The organism is Cellulosimicrobium sp. So1_17, from assembly GCF_055181235.1.
Genome location: NZ_CM143702.1, coordinates 1,492,593 through 1,510,494 on the forward strand (window position 1 = coordinate 1,492,593; position 17,902 = coordinate 1,510,494).

The window sequence follows — 17,902 nt, forward strand, 5'->3', positions numbered from 1 at the left end:
TGCGGCGGGCCGGGCCGGCGCACGGTGCGCCGGCCCGGTCGTGCGTCAGCCGGGGAAGCCGCCCCCGCGGAGGGACGCGTTGCCCTCGGGATTCGCGGAGGGGGCGAGCGGCTCGAACGGCGTGACGGGGTCGCGCAGCTCGGTGGCCTGCTCACCCAGCGATGCCAGCAGGGCGTGACGCGCCTCGCGACGACGCCGCTGCTCGCCCGGCTCGGGCACCGGGGCGGCTGCGATGAGCCGCTTGGTGTACTCCTCGCGCGGGTCGTGCAGGACGTCTGCCCGCAGGCCCTGCTCGACGATCCTGCCGTTCTGCAGGACGACGACGCGGTGCGCGAGCAGGTCGATCACCGCGAGGTCGTGGCTCACGAACAGGCACGCGAACTGGTAGCGCTCCTGCAGGTTGGTGAACATCTGGAGGACGCTCGCCTGCACGGACACGTCGAGGGCCGACGTCGGCTCGTCCGCGACGAGCAGCTCGGGGTCGAGCGTCAGCGCGCGGGCGATGCTCACGCGCTGGCGCTGCCCGCCGGACAGCTCGTGCGGGTAGCGGTTGAACGCGCTGCGGGGCAGCTCGACGGCGTCGAGCAGCTCGTAGACGCGCGCCTGCTGCGCCTTCGGGTCGCCGACCTGGTGGACGACGAGCGGTTCCGCGATGCAGTCGCCGACAGGCATGCGCGGGTTGAGCGAGGCCGCGGGGTCCTGGAACACCACGCCGATCCGCTTGCGCATGGCCTTGAGCTGCGACTTGCTCATGCGGCCGAAGTCGTCGCCGAAGATCGACACCGACCCGCTCGCCGCCGGGATGAGCCCGAGGGCGCAGCGCCCGATCGTCGACTTGCCCGAGCCGGACTCGCCGACCAGACCGACGATCTCGCCCTTGCGCACCTGGAACGACACGTCGTCGACGGCGCGGAACGGCGGCTTGCCGAGGCGCTGGTACTCGATGACGAGGTTGCGCAGGTCGAGCGCCGGCACCTCGGCCGCGTCCGTGACGTGGTCGATGACGTCTTCGGTCGTGGTCCCGAACTGCCCCGGGCCGGAGCCCAGGTGCGGGACGGACCCGAGCAGCTTCCGCGTGTACTCGTGCTGCGGGTGGTTGAGCACCTGGTCCGCGGTGCCCATCTCCACCAGGTCGCCCTTGAGCATCACGGCGACGCGGTCCGCCATGTCGGCCACCACGCCCATGTTGTGCGTGATGAGGAGGATGCCCGTGTTGAGCTTGTCCTTGAGCGAGCGCAACAGGTCGAGGATCTCGGCCTGCACCGTCACGTCGAGCGCGGTGGTCGGCTCGTCGGCGATGATCACCTTCGGGTCGCAGCTGATCGCGAGGGCGATGACGACGCGCTGGCGCTGACCGCCGGAGAGCTCGTGCGGGTACTGCTTGAGCCGACGCTCGGGCTCGGGGATGCCGACCATGCGCAGCAGCTCGGCCGCGCGCGCGTCGGCCTGCTTGCCGAACGCGATCCCGTGGAGCTGGAGCGCCTCGGCGAGCTGGTCCCCGATCGTCAGCACCGGGTTCAGCGCGGTCATGGGCTCCTGGAACACCATGGCCACGTCGTTGCCGCGCATGCGCCGCAGGCCGCGCAGGTCGAGGTCGTTCACGACCTTGTCCCCGACGCGGATGGTGCCCGCGACCTTGGCGTTCTTGGGCAGCAGGCCGAGGGCCGTCATCGACGTGACGGACTTGCCCGAGCCGGACTCGCCCACGAGCGCGACGACCTCGCCCGGCCGCACGTCGAGCGTGATGCCCTTGACCGCGTGGACCGTGCCGAACTCGGTGCCGAACCGGACGTCGAGGTCCTCGAAGGACAGGACGGCGTCCGAGCGGAAGCCGGCCGAGTCCTCGGCGGAGATGTCGATCGTCGTCATCAGCCCTTGCTCCTGTTCTGGCGGGGGTCGAACGCGTCGCGCAGCCCGTCGCCGAGGAAGTTCACCGAGAGCGCGATCGTGAGGATCATGACGCCCGGCCACCAGAAGAGCCACGGGCGCGTGGTGAACGCGTTCTGGTACTGCGAGATGAGCAGGCCGAGCGACGTGTCGGGCGGCTGCACGCCGAAGCCGAGGTACGACAGCGACGTCTCGAGGAGGATCGCGGACGCGATGGCCAGCGTCGCCGAGACGATGATGACGCCGATCGCGTTCGGCAGGATGTGCTTCGTGATGATGCGCCCCGGTCCGGTCCCCACCGCGCGCGCCGCCATGACGAACTCGCGCTCGCGCAGGGACAGCACCTCGCCGCGCACGAGCCGTGCGAGCCCGGTCCAGGTGACGAGGCCGAGCACCACCGTGAGGGCCCAGATGCCGCCGCCCGCGATCTTGCCCAGCACCGCCGCGAAGACGAGGAGCGGGATGATGATGAACAGGTCGGTGATGCGCATGAGCAGCGCCTCGATCCACCCGCGGTAGTACCCCGCGAGGGCACCGATGAGCGTGCCGAGGATCGTGGAGATGAGGCCCACGCCGAGGGCGATGATCAGCGACTGCTGCGTCCCGCGCATGACGAGGGCGAAGTAGTCCTTGCCGACGGTGTCCTGCCCGAAGGGGTGCGCCCACGAGGGCCGCCCGCCGTCGACGACGGTGCCCGCGAGCGAGTAGTCGTGCGGCCACCACCCGGGGATCGGGCCGATGCCGATCGACGTGAAGGCCACCACGAAGACCACGGCGAGCACGACGAGCGAAGCCATCGCGCCCTTGTGCCGGAAGAACCGGCGGCGCACGAGCTGGCCCTGGCTGTAGGACTTGTCGTCGTGGGGGTCCGACCCGACGGCGATCGCCGTCGACTTCGACCCCTCGGCGTCGATCCCCTGCACCGTGGGGATCACCTCGAAGGACTGGTCGCCCCTCTGGGCGCGGTCGTCGTTACTCATCCCGGCCTCCGGGTGTCGCTGCGCGGGGCGTGCAGGTCGTGCGCCCGCTCGGTGTCTGCGTGCCGGCCGTGGTCGCCGGCTGGTCCGTCATGCGTGCCGTCGCCATCCCGGTCACCGCCGGATCCGCGGGTCGAGGTACGCGTAGGCGATGTCCGCGAGCATGTTCATGAAGATCGCAGCGACCGCCGTCACGAGGAAGAACGCCATGACGGGGTTCGGGTCGACGTTGTCGAGACCGGTCTTGAACAGCTCGCCCATGCCCTTCCACCCGAACACCGTCTCGGTGATGACCGCGCCGCCGATGAGGCCGGCGAAGTCGAACGCGACGATCGTCGTGATGGGGATGAGGGCGTTGCGGAACGCGTGCTTCGTGATGACGGCGCGCTCGGACAGGCCCTTCGACCGGGCCGTCCGCACGTAGTCCTGGCCCATGACCTCGAGCATCGACGAGCGCGTGTAGCGGCTGTACGACGCGACCGAGATCAGGGTGAGCAGGATCGTGGGGAGCAGGAGCTGCGCGCCCTTGTCGAGGAACGACTCCCAGAACCCCCCGGTGAAGTTGGGCGTCTCGGAGCCGATCGTCGAGATCGGGCGGGACTTGAGGTCGAGGAAGCTCGCGAAGTGGGCCATCGCGACGTCCGCGACGATGAGGACGCTCATGATGATGCCCGTGACGGTGGACGCGAACATCGCCTGGCGGCGGGAGTAGCCGCCCCAGAGGTAGCCGACGAGCATCGACAGCGCGATCGCGAGCACGAAGAGCCCGACGAGGACCAGCCAGCCGCTCGGCTCCACGAGGATCCCCGCGAAGGCGAAGTACGAGGCCACGCCGACGACGACGGTCGTCAGCGTCGCGTAGAGCACGCGGCGGTTCGCGAGGCCCGTCACGAGGGACGTGACGAGGACGGCCGCACCGGCTCCGAAGAGGGTGACGACGACCGGCCCCATGAACGGGTTGCGGTACCAGTCGATCGCGTTGAAGACGAACATCACGACGGTCGCGAAGACGAACGTCGCGCCGGCGGTGAGGAGCCTGCGCCGCAGGTCCCCGCCGAGCACGGCCTGCAGCACGAACCCGAGCAGCGCGGCGATCAGCAGGATCGCCGGTGGACTCACCAGGCCTTCGGAGATCCAGTCGTTGTAGCGGATCGCGCCGTACTCCTTGAGCAGCACCGCGGCCCAGAAGACCGGGAGCGAGAAGAAGAGGAAGGCGCCGAACGTGACGGTGTAGTCGAAGCCGGAGTACTGGCGGATCGCGGTGAGGATGCCGAGGGCGACGCCGACGATGATCGCGAGGATCGTCGCGAGGACCACGAGGCGCAACGTCGAGCTCGCGGCCTGTCCGAGGAGGACGCCGACGTCCCGGTTGGTCCGGTCGACGCCGAAGTCGCAGTTGAGGGTGACGCAGCCGAGGATGCCGCGCAGCCAGTTCCAGTACCGCAGGTACCACGGGTCGTCGAGGCCCATGAACGCCGTGCGCGCAGCGATGAGCTGGTCACGGTTCTCTGCGTTCGACTCCCGGAGATCCTCGAGGGGGTCGCCCGAGTTGATCACCATGATGTACAGGAGGAATGACGCGCTGAGGAGCACCAGGAACGAGATCCCGATGCGCCGCAGGATGAATCTGAGCACGGGTTTACCCTTCAAGCCTGGCGCCGGTCGGGCGCCTGCTCCGTGTGGGACAGCAGATCACTGTATGCCACCGGTGGACGTATTCCGTCATCGCCCGTCCGAGCACCTCTGTGGGGCAGGAGGAGGACCTCCTGCCCCACAGGGTGCTCGGTCGGAGCGAGCTCACGGAGCGTGTGCTACCGCGAGCGGGTCACGCTCAGCTGGCGCGGGCCCACTGCTCCGCGTTCCAGACGACCGTGCTCTGCGTCGCCGTGTCGCGGACGTTCTGCAGGTCCGAGTTGAAGGCCACGACACCGGGGTGAGCGAACACGGGGATGCCGAACAGCGTGTCCCAGAGCTGCTTCTCGATGATCTTGGTCTGCTCGAGGTGGACCTCGGGGTCGACCGAGGACGCGAGGGTGTCCCACGCCTCGTCGACGACGGGGTCGCTGTACTCGCCGTAGTTCTGCGGCTGACCCGTCGCGTAGATGTTCTGGCCCGAGGCGATCTGGCCCGAGCCGGCCCACGCGAAGAGCGCGACCTCGTAGTCACCGTTCGGCAGCGTGTTGTCGAAGAAGTCGGCAGCACCGACGTCCTGGATCTCGAAGCCGGCCTGGTCGCAGCTGGACTTGATGAGGGAGACCTGGTCGGTACGGCGCGGGTTCGGCGCGGAGTAGCCGATGCGGACCGTGACGGGCGTCGTGACGCCGGCCTCGGCGATCTTGGCCTTCGCCGCGTCGATGTCGACCTCGTCGTAACGACCGTCGTACGACTCGGAGACGACTGCCTCGTAGTTCTCCTGGAAGGGGAAGACCTCACGAGCGTTCATGACGACCGCGTCGGGGTTGATCGGCGCGATGAGGTTGTCGATGATCTGCTGGCGAGGCACGCACAGCGCGAACGCCTCGCGCAGCGGCAGGCTGTCGGCGAAGACGTTGCCCTCGCGGAAGTTGAAGTCGAGGTGCTCCCACGTGAGCGACGAGCCCGTGACGACGGTGACGGAGTCGCCGATCGCCTCGAGCTGGCCGAGCGTGTCGACCGTCGCCTGCGGCTCGATGACGTCGAGGTCACCGTTCTGCAGCGCCTGGACGTGCGTGTCCGCGGCCGTGAAGCGGAACGTGAGCTCCTTGGTCGCGGGCGGGGCGCCCCAGAACTCCTCGTTCGCCGTGAGCGTCAGGGACTGGCCGGCGGTCCAGCCGTTCTCCTTGAAGGCGTACGGGCCGGACGACGGCACGAGCGCCGCGTCGGGCAGCTCGCCGGAGGCGGAGAGCCAGCCGGTGTTCCAGAACTCCGCGATGGGCGCGAGCGCCGTGTAGTCGCGGTCACGGATCGCCGTGACGAGTTCCTCGGTCGTGACGCCCGCCTGCTCGGCGGCGACGTGCGCCGGCATGGGCGCCTCGACCTGGATCTCCCAGTCCGCGTAGACCGTCGGGTAGTCGAGCACGAACTCCTTGCCGTCCGCGTCGCCCTGGGGGCCCTCGGGGACGTACTCGCCGTAGGTCAGGCCGGAGACGTGGTTGAACAGCCCGGTCGCGGGGTCCTCCTCGCTCGGGACGGACTGCGCACCCCAGCTGAGCACGAAGTCGGCGACCGTGACGGGCGTGCCGTCGGACCAGACCGCGTCGTCAGCGATGGTGTACGTGACCTGCAGCGGGTCCTCGTTCGTCACCTCGTAGGTGCCGAAGGTCTCGTCGTGGCAGATGGTGCCGTCGACACCGAAGTACCAGAAGCCGCCGAGGATGCGCTCGGTGACGACGCTGTTGTACGTCGAGTAGGTCTCGGGGGTCACCGAGTTGTAGCCGAGGAACTCGTCCTCGCCCACGGAGAACGAGACGTTGCCGTCAGCGGTCTCCGTGGCGCCGGTGTCCTGCTTGCAGGGGTCGTCCGGGTCGACCTCGGCAGCCTCGGAAGTCTCCGTCGACTCCGGCTCCTCGTCGTTCCCCGCGGGGCTCGAGCACGCTGAGAACAGCAGTGCTCCCGTGGCCGCCACCGCGATGGCAGCGCTCGTGCGCCTGATCTTCAATGTTCCTCCTCCAAGGGATGGTGAGCACGGCCTCGATCGTCATGTCGCCCTCGGCCGCCCCGCCGTCACGCTGCCCGGACGTAGTGCCGGTGCGCGCGGTCGGGTGACGCCCACCACGGTTTCGAGCAACGCTACCTACCAAGTTGCGGCAGATCTCCCATGTGCCCGGTTGCGGAGGGCGATCGTTACCGAGTTGATACTGGGCGGTACGCCACCGCTTCGCGGGAGAAATCGCGGGGAAATGGCCCCGAAACACGCGCCGACGTGCCGTGACGTGCATCACGCGTTCTCACGATGTGGCGAGGTGCAAGACCGGTGCCCGACGTCTCGCCACGGACGACTGAGGCCGCCCGGGCGTACGCGGGCGCAGGATCCGGACGGCCTCGTGGGCTGTCGTCAGACGTCGAAGCGGAGCTCCACCGCATGTCGTCGTCGATCAACGTCAGAAGTCCGAGTCCGCCAGGCCGAGCTCGCGCCACTTTGCCGTTGCCTCGTCTCTCGGCAGCCAGGCAAACTCGAAGACGCACCGGGGACCAGACCGGGTGTAGCGGACCCGCCTGCCGAAGAGGCCTCGGCGCTCGAGTCGGATGCTTGGCCCGAAGTGGTCGAGCACGCCTGCTTCCAGATCGCGAACGGTGTACCAGCCGGGTCCGTAGTCCTCGAAGGAGCGCTCCTTGGTTCCGTCGGTCCAGACAATGACGAACCACGGCCATGGCGAAGTAGACGGGAACTTGATCTTGCCTACGACGCTGGCGAGATGACCTTTCGAGACGCCGTCGATCGTGAGCGTGCCGACTCCATGGTCGTAGGCGCGAAGCTGCGGATCGGGCAGGACGTACTCGGTGTCACCGAACCACAGCCGGTCTCCACGGGCTCCACCCATGCCGGCGATTATGCACGTTGTCCGCGACGAGGCCGATCTCGAACTAGACGTTAAACCTGAATTCGACGACGTCGCCGTCGGCCATGACGTAGTCCTTGCCCTCGATGCGCGCCTTGCCCGCCGCGCGCGCCGCCTGGACCGAGCCGGCCTCGACGAGGTCGTCGAACGACACGACCTCGGCCTTGATAAAGCCGCGCTCGAAGTCCGTGTGGATCACTCCCGCGGCCTGCGGCGCGGTCCAGCCCGTGCGGATGGTCCACGCACGCGACTCCTTGGGGCCGGCGGTGAGGTACGTCTGCAGGCCGAGCGTGCCGAAGCCGACGCGCGCGAGCTGGTCCAGCCCGGGCTCCTCCACGCCCGACTCGGCGAGCATCTCCTTCGCCTCGTCGGGCTCGAGCTCGACGAGCTCGGACTCGAACTTGGCGTCGAGGAAGATGGCCTGCGCGGGTGCGACGAGGGCGCGCAGGCGCTCCTGCATCGCCGTGTCCGCGAGGCCCGCGTCGTCCGTGTTGAACACGAAGATGAACGGCTTGGCGGTCAGGAGCTGGAAGCTCGCGACGTCGGCGAGGTCGAGTCCTGCGTCCGCGGCACCCTGGTACAGGGTGCGGCCGGCCTCGAGGATCTGCTGCGCCTTCTTCCCCGCGTCGACGAGCGCCGGGTCGCCCTTCTTGATCTTCGCCTCCTTCTCGAGGCGCGGGAGCGACTTCTCGAGCGTCTGGAGGTCGGCGAGGATCAGCTCGGTGCTGATGGTCTCCATGTCGCCCTCGGCGTCGACGGAACCGTCCACGCGGACGACGTCCGGGTCGGAGAACACGCGGGTGACCTGGCAGATCGCGTCGGCCTCGCGGATGTTCGCGAGGAACTTGTTGCCGAGGCCCTCGCCCTCGCTCGCGCCCTTGACGATGCCCGCGATGTCGACGAACGACACGGTCGCCGGGAGGATCTTCTGGCTGCCGAAGATCTCCGCGAGCGTGTCGAGCCGCGGGTCAGGGAGCGGCACCACGCCGACGTTGGGGTCGATCGTCGCGAACGGGTAGTTCGCCGCGAGGACCTGGTTGCGCGTCAGGGCGTTGAAGAGGGTGGACTTGCCGACGTTGGGCAGGCCGACGATGCCGATAGTGAGAGCCACGGGCCACCATCCTACGGGTGAGGTGCCCCGGCTCCTCCAGGAGGGACCGGGGCACCGGGCGTCAGGCGTACGACAGGACGCGCTGGAGCAGCTCGGGCGCACGCCGGTCGTAGACCTTCGCGCCCCACCGCACGCCGAGCACGAGCACGAGCGCTCCGACCGCGAGCCCGACCACGAGCGTCACCCACCCGAGCACCGCCTGGGGAAGGAGGACGGCGATGACACCGGGGACGAGGAACGGCAGCGTGAGCGCCAGGGTGACCACCATGGCGACCGTCTGCGCGACGAGGGTCGCCATCGCGGCGCCCTGGGGCGACTTGAACGGGCTGTCCCCCGGCTTGGGCACGGGGTAGAGCAGCCGGGCCGACGACGCGCTCGAGACGCCCGTCGAGACGAGCAGGGTCCCCAGCGTCAGGCCGAGCAGTGCCGGGAGCGCGTCCCACCGCCCGGCGACCGCGACCGAGGCGAGGACGAACGCCACGGTCACCGGGACGCCGCCCGCGAGCACCGGGATCGCACGGCCCCACCGGTCCGCGCGCCCGCTCACGCCGGTCGACACGTGCAGCGCGAACGCGGTGTGGTCGTACGCGATGTCGGCGGAGATCGCGAAGCCGAGGATCCAGGCGGTGATCGGGCCGAGGATCAGGAAGACGTCCGAGCCCGACCCCCCGCCGAGGACCAGGAGCACGACCGGGATGAGCGGGACGACCGCGATCGAGCCGGAGTAGCGCGGGTCGCGCAGCCAGTACGTGGTCGTGCGCGCGGCGACCGCGCCGGTCGGGGTGGCCGGGAACCGCGAGAAGAACCCCAGGCCCTTGGCCTTCCCCCCGGCGCCCGACGTCGGCGGGGTGACGAGGGCTCGCGCGAGCGAGCGGTCCCACACGACCCACGCGACCGCGAGCGTCGCCACGGTCACGGCGAACCGCGCGAGCGCGAGGCCCCACGCGCCGTCGTGCACCGCCGCGGCGAGGCCCCACGGGGCACCGAACGGGGTCCAGGCCGCGATGTCGGCGAGCCGCACGGCCAGTTCGCGCACCCCGTCGCCGTCGACGGGCCCGTCACCCATCTGCGAGGCGAACCAGGCGAACGCGGGTCCGACGAGCACGAGCGGGACGAAGGCCGCGATCGTCACGACCTCGCGGTACCGACGGGACTCGAGCAGCGGGGCGAGGGCCGTCGTCGTGGCCCGGGAGCCGACGACGCACAGCGCGACCGCGAGGACCGCGCCGACGAGCGCGGCGACCAGCGCGAGCGGTGAGCGCCACCACGCGAGCGAGACACCCAGCGCGGAGAGCGTGGTCGCGATGCCCGGGATCGACACCACGCCCGCGACGGCGAGACCGGCGAGCAGCCGGCGCTGCGGGATCCCGAACAGGACGAACCGCTGCGGGTCGAGCGTCGCGTCGACGCCGAACGCGAAGAGCGGCACGATCCACCAGCCGAGCACGACGAGCGTGCCGAGGAGGATCGCCACCGCGCCGGCCAGCGTCGGGTCGTTCGTGCCGAGCGCGACCATCCCGACGACGACCATGCCGACGACGAACAGTCCGTACAGCGACCCCAGCACGAACCCGATGGTCTGCCACGTGCTGCGCCGGAACGCGTTCGCCATCAGGGTGAGCTTGAGCCTTACGAACTGCGCAACCATGCGAGGCCCTCCGAGGTCTGGCGGCCGCCGACGAGCTCGACGAAGCGGTCCTCGAGGCTCTGCCCTCCGCGCACCTCGTCGATCGTGCCCGCCGCGAGGACGTGCCCGCCGGCGACGACGGCGACGTGGTCGCACATGCGCTGGACGAGGTCCATGACGTGCGACGACACGACCACCGTGCCGCCGCTCGCGACGTAGCCCGCGAGGATGTCGCGGATGTTGGCTGCGGACACGGGGTCGACGGCCTCGAACGGCTCGTCGAGGACGAGGACCCGCGGCGCGTGGATGAGGGCCGTCGCGAGCGCGACCTTCTTCGTCATGCCGGCCGAGTAGTCGACGACGAACGTGTTCGCGTCCTGCGCGAGGTCGAGCGTCGCGAGGAGGTCGGTCGTGCGCTCGGCCACCGTGTCGCGGTCCATGCCGCGCAGCAGGCCCGCGTAGGTGATGAGCTGGGCGCCCGTGAGCCGGTCGAAGAGCCGCACGCCGTCGGGCAGGATGCCGAGCTGCCGCTTGCCCGCGACCGGGTCGGCCCACAGGTCCGTGCCGTGCACGTGCGCGCTGCCGAAGTCCGGGCGCAGCAGGCCCGTCGCCATGGACAGCGTCGTGGTCTTGCCCGCGCCGTTGGGCCCGACGAGCCCGTAGAACGAGCCCGCGGGCACGTCGAGGTCGACACCCGCGACCGCGACCTTCTCGCCGAACCGCTTCCACAGCCCGCGCAGCGAGAGCGCGGCGGAAGGGTCCGGGGGCGCGGCGGGCGCCTGGCCGGGCGCCTGGCCGGGGACCTGGGCGGCGGGCGCCGGGACCGCGACGGGAGGGGCCGGCGTGCCGCGAGGAGCCGGCGTGCCGGGAGCGGCAGGTGGTTCGTGCGTCGGTTCGACCATGCCGTCAACCTATCCGAGCGTCTCGACCGCGGGCCGTGCGCTTTGTCATGTCGTGTCCCTGTCGGTGCCTCGTGGGAGGGTGCGGCCATGGACTCGCCCTCGCTCCTGTTCGCGGTCGGCCTTCTTCTCGGGCTCGTCGTCGGTGCGGTGCTCGTGCTCGTCGTGCGGCGCACGTCGCCCGACGGCGCCGCCGCCGAGGTTCGTCGTCTCACCGCGCTCCTCGGCCAGGCGCAGCAGGAGGCGGCCCGCGGCGCGGGGCTCGCGGAGCGCCTCGACGCGGAGCGTGCGGGCTTCGAGCGGCAGGTCGCCGCGGAGCGTGACGCGTTCGTGCGCCAGCTCGCGGCCGCCCAGCGCAGCGCCGACGAGCGCCTCGACCTCGCGCAGGCCGCGCACGAGCAGCAGGTCACGGAGCTCCAGCGCGCCGCGGAGCGCCGCGTGAGCGAGGTCCAGGGCGACCACCGGCGGCTCGAGGCGCAGTTCGAGTCGCTGTCGCGCCGTGCCCTCGCCGCGACGTCGGAGCAGTTCCTCGTCCACGCGGAGGAGCGCCTGCGCCGCAGCCACGAGTCGGGCGTCGCCGAGCTCGCGAAGCGCGAGGAGGCGGTCCGCACGCTCGTCGAGCCGCTCGCGCGCTCGCTCGAGCGCATGCGCACCGAGGTCGCGACGGCGGAGCAGGCACGGGCCGCGGGGCATGCCGCGCTCACGGAGCACCTGCGCCAGCTCTCGCAGGCGAGCGCCGACCTGCGCAGCGGGACCGAGGACCTCGTCACGGCCCTGCGTTCGTCCCAGACGCGTGGCGCGTGGGGAGAGCTGCAGCTGCGGCGCGTGGTCGAGGCGGCGGGGATGCTGTCGCGCGTCGACTTCACCGAGCAGGCGCACGTCGAGACGGAGGACGGCGCGTTGCGTCCCGACATGGTGGTGCACCTCGCCGGCGGGAAGAACGTCGTCGTCGACTCGAAGGTCGCGTTCCTCGGCTACCTCGAGGCGCAGCAGGCGACCGACCCCGCGGTGCGCGAGACGCGGCTCGACGCGCACGTGCGGCACATGGTCAAGCACGTCGACGACCTGGCGTCGAAGCGCTACTGGTCGCAGTTCAGCCCGGCGCCGGAGTTCGTCGTCATGTTCGTCCCGGCCGAGCCGTTCCTCGCCGCCGCGGTCGAGCGGCGCGGCGACCTCCTCGAGTACGCCATGCGGCGCAACGTCATCGTCGCGACACCCATGACGCTCATGGCCCTGCTGCGGACGGTCGCGTACGCGTGGCAGCAGGACGCCGTGACCGACAACGCGCACGAGGTGCTGCGGACGGGCAAGGAGCTGCACTCCCGGCTCGTCACCACGGCGCGGCACGTGACCAAGCTGGGCCGGTCGCTGAGCGCCGCGACGAAGGACTTCAACGTGTTCGTCGGGTCGCTCGAGACGCGTGTGCTCCCCCAGGCCCGGCGCCTGGTCGACCTGAACGTGGTCGACGAGGCGGATCGGATCGGTCAGGTCCGCGTGGTCGACGACGTCCCGCGACCGGTCACGCAGCCCGAGCTCGTGGCGGCGGCGAGCGACGCGGTGGTCGCGATCGACGACCGCCCCGGCGACGACGACGAGGACCGCGGGCGCCAGGCGTTCGCCTGAGGCGTCAGACCGGCTGGACGGACAGCGAGCGTCGCCCGCCGCGGCCCGGCCGGGCGCCGGGCCCGGTGGCACCGAGGTCGGCACGCAGCTCGCGCGGCAGGGAGAACATGAGGTCCTCCGTCGCCGTCCGGACCTCCTGGACCTCCCCGAACCCGCGCGCGGCGAGGTAGGCGAGGACGTCGTCGACGAGGATCTCCGGCACGGACGCTCCCGAGGTCACGCCGACGGACGTCGCGCCCTCGAGCCAGGTCTCGTCGATCTCCTTGGCGTGGTCCACGCGGTAGGACGCGCGGGCACCGGCCTGGAGCGCGACCTCGACCAGCCGCACGGAGTTCGACGAGTTCGCCGAGCCGACGACGATGACCACGTCCGCGTCCGGCGCGAGCTTCTTCACCGCGACCTGACGGTTCTGCGTGGCGTAGCAGATGTCGTCGCTGGGCGGGTCCTGGAGCGTGGGGAACTTCTCGCGCAGGCGGCGCACCGTCTCCATCGTCTCGTCGACCGAGAGCGTGGTCTGCGAGATCCACACGACCTTGGAGGGGTCGCGGACGACGACGTCGTCGACGGCGTCGGGCGAGTTGACGACCTGGACGTGGTCGGGGGCCTCGCCCGCGGTCCCCTCGACCTCCTCGTGGCCGTCGTGACCGATGAGCAGGATGTCGTAGTCGTCCTTCGCGAAGCGCACGGCCTCCTTGTGCACCTTCGTCACGAGCGGGCACGTGGCGTCGATCGTGTCGAGGTTGCGCTCCGCGGCCGCGGCCTTGACCGCGGGCGAGACGCCGTGCGCGGAGAACACGACGCGCGCGCCCTCGGGCACCTCGTCGGTCTCGTCCACGAAGATCGCGCCGCGCTCGCTCAGGGTCTCGACGACGTACTTGTTGTGGACGATCTCCTTGCGCACGTACACCGGCGCGCCGTAGTGCTCGAGCGCCTTCTCCACCGCGACGACGGCGCGGTCGACGCCCGCGCAGTAGCCACGGGGTGCGGCCAGCAGCACGCGCTTCCCGGCAGCGGGGGCGGCGGATGCGGAGGCGACGGACGCGGCCGTCGGCGTGGCGGACGGCGCGTCGGGCATGGTGGACGGGGTGGTGCTCACGCCCGTCAGTCTAGGTGACCGCCGGGCGTCCGCCCGGGGCGGCCCGGGGCGGTACGTCGAGGCTTCCCTCCCCCTGCACAGGACCGTCACACGCCGCGACGGGCGCCGGACGGGACCGGTCGTCGGTGGCATGCGGCAGGCTGGACCCATGGTCGCCTCGCTCCCGCTGCCCGACGACGCCCCGTCGGCGGACGTCCCGCGCGCCAGGGCGTGGCACGAGCTCCCCGCGCGGGCGCTCGACACGAGCGCAGAGCACCCGTGGCCCGTGCGTCTGCTCGCGCGCAAGATCGAGCAGTACGTCGACCGCATGGCACCCGTGTGGGTCGAGGGCCAGGTCGTCCAGCTCAACCGGCGCCCCGGCACGTCGACGGCGTTCCTCACGCTCCGCGACACCGACCAGGACATGTCACTGCCCGTCTCGGCGGCCGTGCGCGTCCTCGACGGGAAGCCGGTCGAGGAGGGCGCGCACGTCGTCGTGCACGCGAAGCCGGTCTTCTGGTCGCGGCGCGGCACCCTCCAGCTCCAGGCGCGCGAGATCCGGCCGGTGGGCGTGGGCGAGCTGCTCGCGCGCATCGAGCACCTGCGGCGCGTCCTCGCCGCCGAGGGCCTGTTCGACACCGCGCGCAAGGCCCCGCTCCCGTTCCTGCCCGGCGTGGTGGGCCTCGTGTGCGGGCGCGAGTCGAAGGCCGAGCACGACGTCGTCGTCAACGCGCGCGACCGCTGGCCCCAGGTGCGGTTCGAGATCCGCGAGGTCGCCGTCCAGGGTCCCCACGCCGTGCAGCAGGTGGGCGACGCGATCCGCGAGCTCGACGCGCGACCGGAGGTCGACGTGATCGTCGTCGCGCGCGGCGGCGGGTCGGTCGAGGACCTGCTCCCCTTCTCCAACGAGACGCTCGTCCGCACGGCGGCCGCCTGCCGCACGCCCCTCGTGAGCGCGATCGGGCACGAGACGGACAGTCCCCTGCTCGACCTCGTCGCCGACCACCGTGCGTCCACGCCGACCGACGCGGCGAAGCGCATCGTCCCGGACGTGTCCGAGGAGCGCGCGCGGGTCGGACAGGCGCGCACCCGGATCCGCGCCGCGATCGAGGGCCGCGTCGCGCGCGAGCAGTCGGGGCTCGACGCCGTGCGCTCGCGACCCGTGCTCGCGTCGCCCGAGGTGATGCTCGTCGACCGGGCCGAGAGGGTCGCGGCCCTGCGCGACCGTGCGCGGCGCGCGCTCGACACCCGGCTCGTGCGCGCCGCGGGCGAGGTCGGCCGGCTCGAGGGCCAGGTGCGCGCGCTCTCGCCGGCGTCGACGCTCGAGCGCGGCTACGCCGTCGTGCAGCGTGCCGACGGTCACGTGGTGCGCTCCCCGGACGACACGGCGGTCGGTGCCGAGCTGCGCGTGCGGCTCGCCCACGGCGAGCTCTCCGCGCAGGTGCTGCAGGCCGACCGAGAGGCCGCGTCGTGAGGCACGCCACGCCGAGCGGCCCGACGGCGACGCGCTCCGGCGGGGTGGGTCGCGTCCGGCCCGCGCTCGGCCACCGTCCCACCGGACGGACCATGACCACGACACCGCACAGATGGGGTTCACTAGCGCCGTGACCGATTCCGACAACGCTGTCAGCCGGGACGTCTCCGGGCTCACGTACGAGCAGGCGCGGGACGAGCTCGTCCAGGTCGTCGCACGCCTCGAGACCGGAGGCGAGCCGCTCGAGGACTCCCTCGCGCTCTGGGAGCGCGGCGAGGCCCTCGCCGCCCGGTGCCAGCAGTGGCTCGACGGCGCACGTGCCCGTCTCGACGCCGCGCGCGCCCGCGACGACGCGGCGACCGACGAACCCGACGACGCGTCCGGCGTCGCGCCAGACCGCCCGTCCGGAGGAGACCGATGAGCACGACGCCCGAGCACACCTCGTCCGACCGCACGCCCTCCCCGCACGGCGAGCACGTGCTCGCCGTCGGGGAGGCGCTCGTCGACGTCGTGCACCGCGCCGACGGGAGCGTCGACGAGCTGCCCGGCGGGAGCCTGGCCAACGTCGCGCTGACCCTCGGGCGCCTGGGCCGCGACGCGCGGCTCGTCACGTGGATCGGCGACGACGCGCGCGGCACGGCGCTGCAGGGCTGGCTCGGCGAGTCCGGCGTGACCCTGGCGCCGGGAAGCACGGCCGCGGAACGGACCAGCGTCGCGACCGCCCACCTCGACGCGCACGGTGCGGCGACCTACGACTTCGACCTCGAGTGGCAGGTGCCGCCGGGCACGGCCATCGACGCGGGCACGCTGGCCGTGCACACCGGCTCGATCGCAGCGGTGCTCGAGCCGGGCGCGGCCGCGGTCCGCGAGCTCGTCGCCTCGGCGCGCTCGACGGCGACCGTCACGTACGACCCGAACGCCCGGCCCGCCCTCATGGGCGACCCGGCCGACGCGCGGACGCGCATCGAGGCGCTCGTCGCGCTCGCCGACGTCGTGAAGGTCAGCGACGAGGACCTCGCGTGGCTCGCCCCGGCCTCCGACCCCGTCTCGGTCGCCCGGGACTGGCTCGCCCTCGGCCCGGCGGTCGTCGTCGTGACCCTCGGCGGCGAGGGCGCGGTCGCGGTGACCGCCGCCGGCGAGCAGCGCGTCGCGGCACCGCGCGTCGACGTCGTCGACACCGTCGGTGCCGGCGACTCGTTCATGGGCGCGCTAGTCGACGGGCTGTGGGACGCGGGTCTCCTCGGCGCGGACCGCCGGGAGGCGCTGCGCGCGATCGACGGCGCCACGCTGGCGGGACTGCTCGAGCGCTGCGTCGCCGTGGCCGCAATCACCGTCTCGCGCGCGGGAGCGAACCCGCCGCGCCGCGCCGAGCTCTCCCCCGCCTGACGGCGGAGGTGGACGCGAGAGTGGGCACGAAGGCGCAGGTCAGACCTGCGCCTCCTGCTTCTGTGCGCGCTCGAGCGACCGCTTGCGGTCCTCCTGGTTCTCCTGCTCGATCCGCTGGGCCTCGTCCTCGACCCGCGTGAGGTTCTCGCTCGTCTCGGGGTCGAAGACCATCATCTTCGTCGGGTCGAACCACAGGTCCGTCGTGTCGCCGTCGCGCACCCGGGACTGCGAGTCGAGCGCGACGACGAACTGAGAGCGCTGCCCCTCGCCGTCGAGCTCGCGGTCGAGCTCGTCGAGCTTGCCCTTCACCGACTCGTGCATGTCGAAGGGGACGTACGCGTAGAGCTCGGCGCCGAGCCACTCCGTGACGTCGATCTGCGCCTCGAACGTGTGACCGCGGTCCTTCTTGGACGGGTCCACGAGGCGGGCGTCCTCGAAGTGCTCGGGACGCAGCCCCACGATCACGAGGTCGCGGTCCCCCACGGCCTCGCGCACGCGGTCCGGCAGGTCGAACTCGCCGAACGGCAGCGAGATCCGGCCGCCCGACACCTCGCCCGGCAGGAAGTTCATCGGCGGCGTGCCGATGAAGCCCGCGACGAACAGGTTGACGGGCTGCTCGTACAGGCCGCGGGGGCTCGCGACCTGCTGCAGGACGCCGCGGCGCAGCACCGCGACGCGGTCGCCGAGCGTCATGGCCTCGGTCTGGTCGTGCGTCACGTAGACGGTCGTCGTCCCGAGACGGCGCTGCAGGCGGGCGATCTCGGTGCGGGTCTGGCCGCGGAGCTTCGCGTCGAGGTTCGACAACGGCTCGTCGAAGAGGAACGCCTTGGCGTCGCGCACGATCGCGCGGCCCATCGCGACGCGCTGTCGCTGCCCGCCCGAGAGGTTCGCGGGCTTCCGGTCGAGGTGCTCGCGCAGGTCGAGCATGTCCGCGGCGCGCTCGACCTTCCCACGGATCTCCTCCTCGGAGTGCTTGCCCTTGGCGAGCCGCAGCGGGAACGCGATGTTCTCGGCGACGGTGAGGTGCGGGTAGAGCGCGTAGTTCTGGAACACCATCGCGAGGTCGCGGTCGCGCGGCGCCTTCTCGTTGACGCGCACCCCGTCGATCTCGAGGTCACCGGCCGTGATGTCCTCGAGGCCGACGATCATGCGCAGCACAGTCGACTTCCCCGACCCGGACGGCCCGACGAGGATGACGAACTCGCCGTCCGCGATGTCCAGGTCGACCTTGTCCACGGCGAGGAAGCCGTCGCCGTAGCGCTTGACGATGTCCTTGAGGGTGATCGACGCCATCAGCTGTCTCCT

14 protein-coding genes are annotated in these 17,902 nt (G+C 71.6%); 4 read left to right on the top strand and 10 right to left on the bottom strand.

Annotated features, from left to right (window positions below; translation table 11 throughout):
• Positions 1-45: 45 nt before the first annotated feature.
• From ACZCLJ_RS06690 to ACZCLJ_RS06725, 8 genes are all read right to left on the bottom strand, one after another.
• A complete protein-coding gene (locus ACZCLJ_RS06690) occupies positions 46-1,869 on the bottom strand; it encodes an ABC transporter ATP-binding protein (RefSeq protein WP_463105881.1) in 1,824 nt (607 codons plus the stop codon).
• A complete protein-coding gene (locus ACZCLJ_RS06695; protein ID WP_251153231.1) occupies positions 1,869-2,867 on the bottom strand; it encodes an ABC transporter permease in 999 nt (332 codons plus the stop codon). The genes ACZCLJ_RS06690 and ACZCLJ_RS06695 overlap by 1 nt, the downstream gene beginning before the upstream one ends.
• Before the next feature lie 111 nt (positions 2,868-2,978).
• Positions 2,979-4,499 carry an ABC transporter permease gene (locus tag ACZCLJ_RS06700; RefSeq protein WP_463105882.1) on the bottom strand — a complete coding sequence of 507 codons (1,521 nt, stop codon included), beginning with the start codon at positions 4,497-4,499 and terminating at the stop codon, positions 2,979-2,981.
• Positions 4,500-4,695: 196 nt separating this feature from the next.
• Complete coding sequence (locus ACZCLJ_RS06705) at positions 4,696-6,501, bottom strand: ABC transporter family substrate-binding protein (protein WP_463105883.1); 1,806 nt, start codon at positions 6,499-6,501, stop codon at positions 4,696-4,698.
• 442 nt (positions 6,502-6,943) lie between these two features.
• Positions 6,944-7,384 (bottom strand): hypothetical protein, encoded by a 441-nt coding sequence (locus tag ACZCLJ_RS06710; RefSeq protein WP_463105884.1) that lies wholly within the window; start codon positions 7,382-7,384, stop codon positions 6,944-6,946.
• A 43-nt stretch (positions 7,385-7,427) separates the two neighbouring features.
• A complete protein-coding gene (gene ychF, locus ACZCLJ_RS06715) occupies positions 7,428-8,513 on the bottom strand; it encodes a redox-regulated ATPase YchF (RefSeq protein WP_251153228.1) in 1,086 nt (361 codons plus the stop codon).
• 61 nt (positions 8,514-8,574) lie between these two features.
• The gene (locus tag ACZCLJ_RS06720; protein WP_463105885.1) at positions 8,575-10,161 is read right to left on the bottom strand and encodes a hypothetical protein; all 1,587 of its coding nucleotides are present in this window, start codon (positions 10,159-10,161) and stop codon (positions 8,575-8,577) included.
• Positions 10,143-11,042 (bottom strand): ABC transporter ATP-binding protein, encoded by a 900-nt coding sequence (locus tag ACZCLJ_RS06725; protein WP_463105886.1) that lies wholly within the window; start codon positions 11,040-11,042, stop codon positions 10,143-10,145. The genes ACZCLJ_RS06720 and ACZCLJ_RS06725 overlap by 19 nt, the downstream gene beginning before the upstream one ends.
• A gap of 87 nt (positions 11,043-11,129) precedes the next feature.
• Between ACZCLJ_RS06725 and ACZCLJ_RS06730 the strand changes: the two genes are divergently transcribed.
• Complete coding sequence (locus ACZCLJ_RS06730; RefSeq protein ID WP_463105887.1) at positions 11,130-12,662, top strand: DNA recombination protein RmuC; 1,533 nt, start codon at positions 11,130-11,132, stop codon at positions 12,660-12,662.
• Between the two features lie 4 nt (positions 12,663-12,666).
• Here the strand turns inward: ACZCLJ_RS06730 and ACZCLJ_RS06735 are convergent, their stop codons facing one another.
• Positions 12,667-13,737, bottom strand: a complete 1,071-nt coding sequence (locus tag ACZCLJ_RS06735; protein ID WP_463106368.1) for a 4-hydroxy-3-methylbut-2-enyl diphosphate reductase — start codon at positions 13,735-13,737, stop codon at positions 12,667-12,669.
• 169 nt (positions 13,738-13,906) lie between these two features.
• Between ACZCLJ_RS06735 and xseA the strand changes: the two genes are divergently transcribed.
• The 3 genes from xseA (at position 13,907) to ACZCLJ_RS06750 (ending at position 16,597) form a co-directional block, all read left to right on the top strand.
• Positions 13,907-15,211, top strand: coding sequence for an exodeoxyribonuclease VII large subunit (gene xseA / locus ACZCLJ_RS06740; protein WP_463105888.1), 1,305 nt, complete (start codon positions 13,907-13,909; stop codon positions 15,209-15,211).
• Positions 15,212-15,323: 112 nt separating this feature from the next.
• Positions 15,324-15,632, top strand: coding sequence for an exodeoxyribonuclease VII small subunit (locus ACZCLJ_RS06745; protein WP_463105889.1), 309 nt, complete (start codon positions 15,324-15,326; stop codon positions 15,630-15,632).
• Positions 15,629-16,597, top strand: a complete 969-nt coding sequence (locus ACZCLJ_RS06750; protein WP_463105890.1) for a carbohydrate kinase family protein — start codon at positions 15,629-15,631, stop codon at positions 16,595-16,597. Before ACZCLJ_RS06745 ends, ACZCLJ_RS06750 begins: the two co-directional genes overlap by 4 nt.
• A 39-nt stretch (positions 16,598-16,636) precedes the next feature.
• Here the strand turns inward: ACZCLJ_RS06750 and ACZCLJ_RS06755 are convergent, their stop codons facing one another.
• The gene (locus ACZCLJ_RS06755) at positions 16,637-17,890 is read right to left on the bottom strand and encodes an ABC transporter ATP-binding protein (protein WP_463105891.1); all 1,254 of its coding nucleotides are present in this window, start codon (positions 17,888-17,890) and stop codon (positions 16,637-16,639) included.
• Positions 17,891-17,902 lie beyond the last annotated feature (12 nt).

What these genes read in the sequence shown, in the direction of transcription:
- ACZCLJ_RS06690 (WP_463105881.1), bottom strand. Translation starts at nt 1,869, where the DNA reads ATGACGACGATCGACATCTCCGCCGAGGACTCGGCCGGCTTCCGCTCG.
- ACZCLJ_RS06695 (WP_251153231.1), bottom strand. Translation starts at nt 2,867, where the DNA reads ATGAGTAACGACGACCGCGCCCAGAGGGGCGACCAGTCCTTCGAGGTG.
- ACZCLJ_RS06710 (WP_463105884.1), bottom strand. Translation starts at nt 7,384, where the DNA reads ATGGGTGGAGCCCGTGGAGACCGGCTGTGGTTCGGTGACACCGAGTAC.
- ACZCLJ_RS06720 (WP_463105885.1), bottom strand. Translation starts at nt 10,161, where the DNA reads ATGGTTGCGCAGTTCGTAAGGCTCAAGCTCACCCTGATGGCGAACGCG.
- ACZCLJ_RS06725 (WP_463105886.1), bottom strand. Translation starts at nt 11,042, where the DNA reads ATGGTCGAACCGACGCACGAACCACCTGCCGCTCCCGGCACGCCGGCT.
- ACZCLJ_RS06730 (WP_463105887.1), top strand. Translation starts at nt 11,130, where the DNA reads ATGGACTCGCCCTCGCTCCTGTTCGCGGTCGGCCTTCTTCTCGGGCTC.
- ACZCLJ_RS06735 (WP_463106368.1), bottom strand. Translation starts at nt 13,737, where the DNA reads ATGCCCGACGCGCCGTCCGCCACGCCGACGGCCGCGTCCGTCGCCTCC.
- xseA (WP_463105888.1), top strand. Translation starts at nt 13,907, where the DNA reads ATGGTCGCCTCGCTCCCGCTGCCCGACGACGCCCCGTCGGCGGACGTC.
- ACZCLJ_RS06745 (WP_463105889.1), top strand. Translation starts at nt 15,324, where the DNA reads ATGGGGTTCACTAGCGCCGTGACCGATTCCGACAACGCTGTCAGCCGG.
- ACZCLJ_RS06750 (WP_463105890.1), top strand. Translation starts at nt 15,629, where the DNA reads ATGAGCACGACGCCCGAGCACACCTCGTCCGACCGCACGCCCTCCCCG.
- ACZCLJ_RS06755 (WP_463105891.1), bottom strand. Translation starts at nt 17,890, where the DNA reads ATGGCGTCGATCACCCTCAAGGACATCGTCAAGCGCTACGGCGACGGC.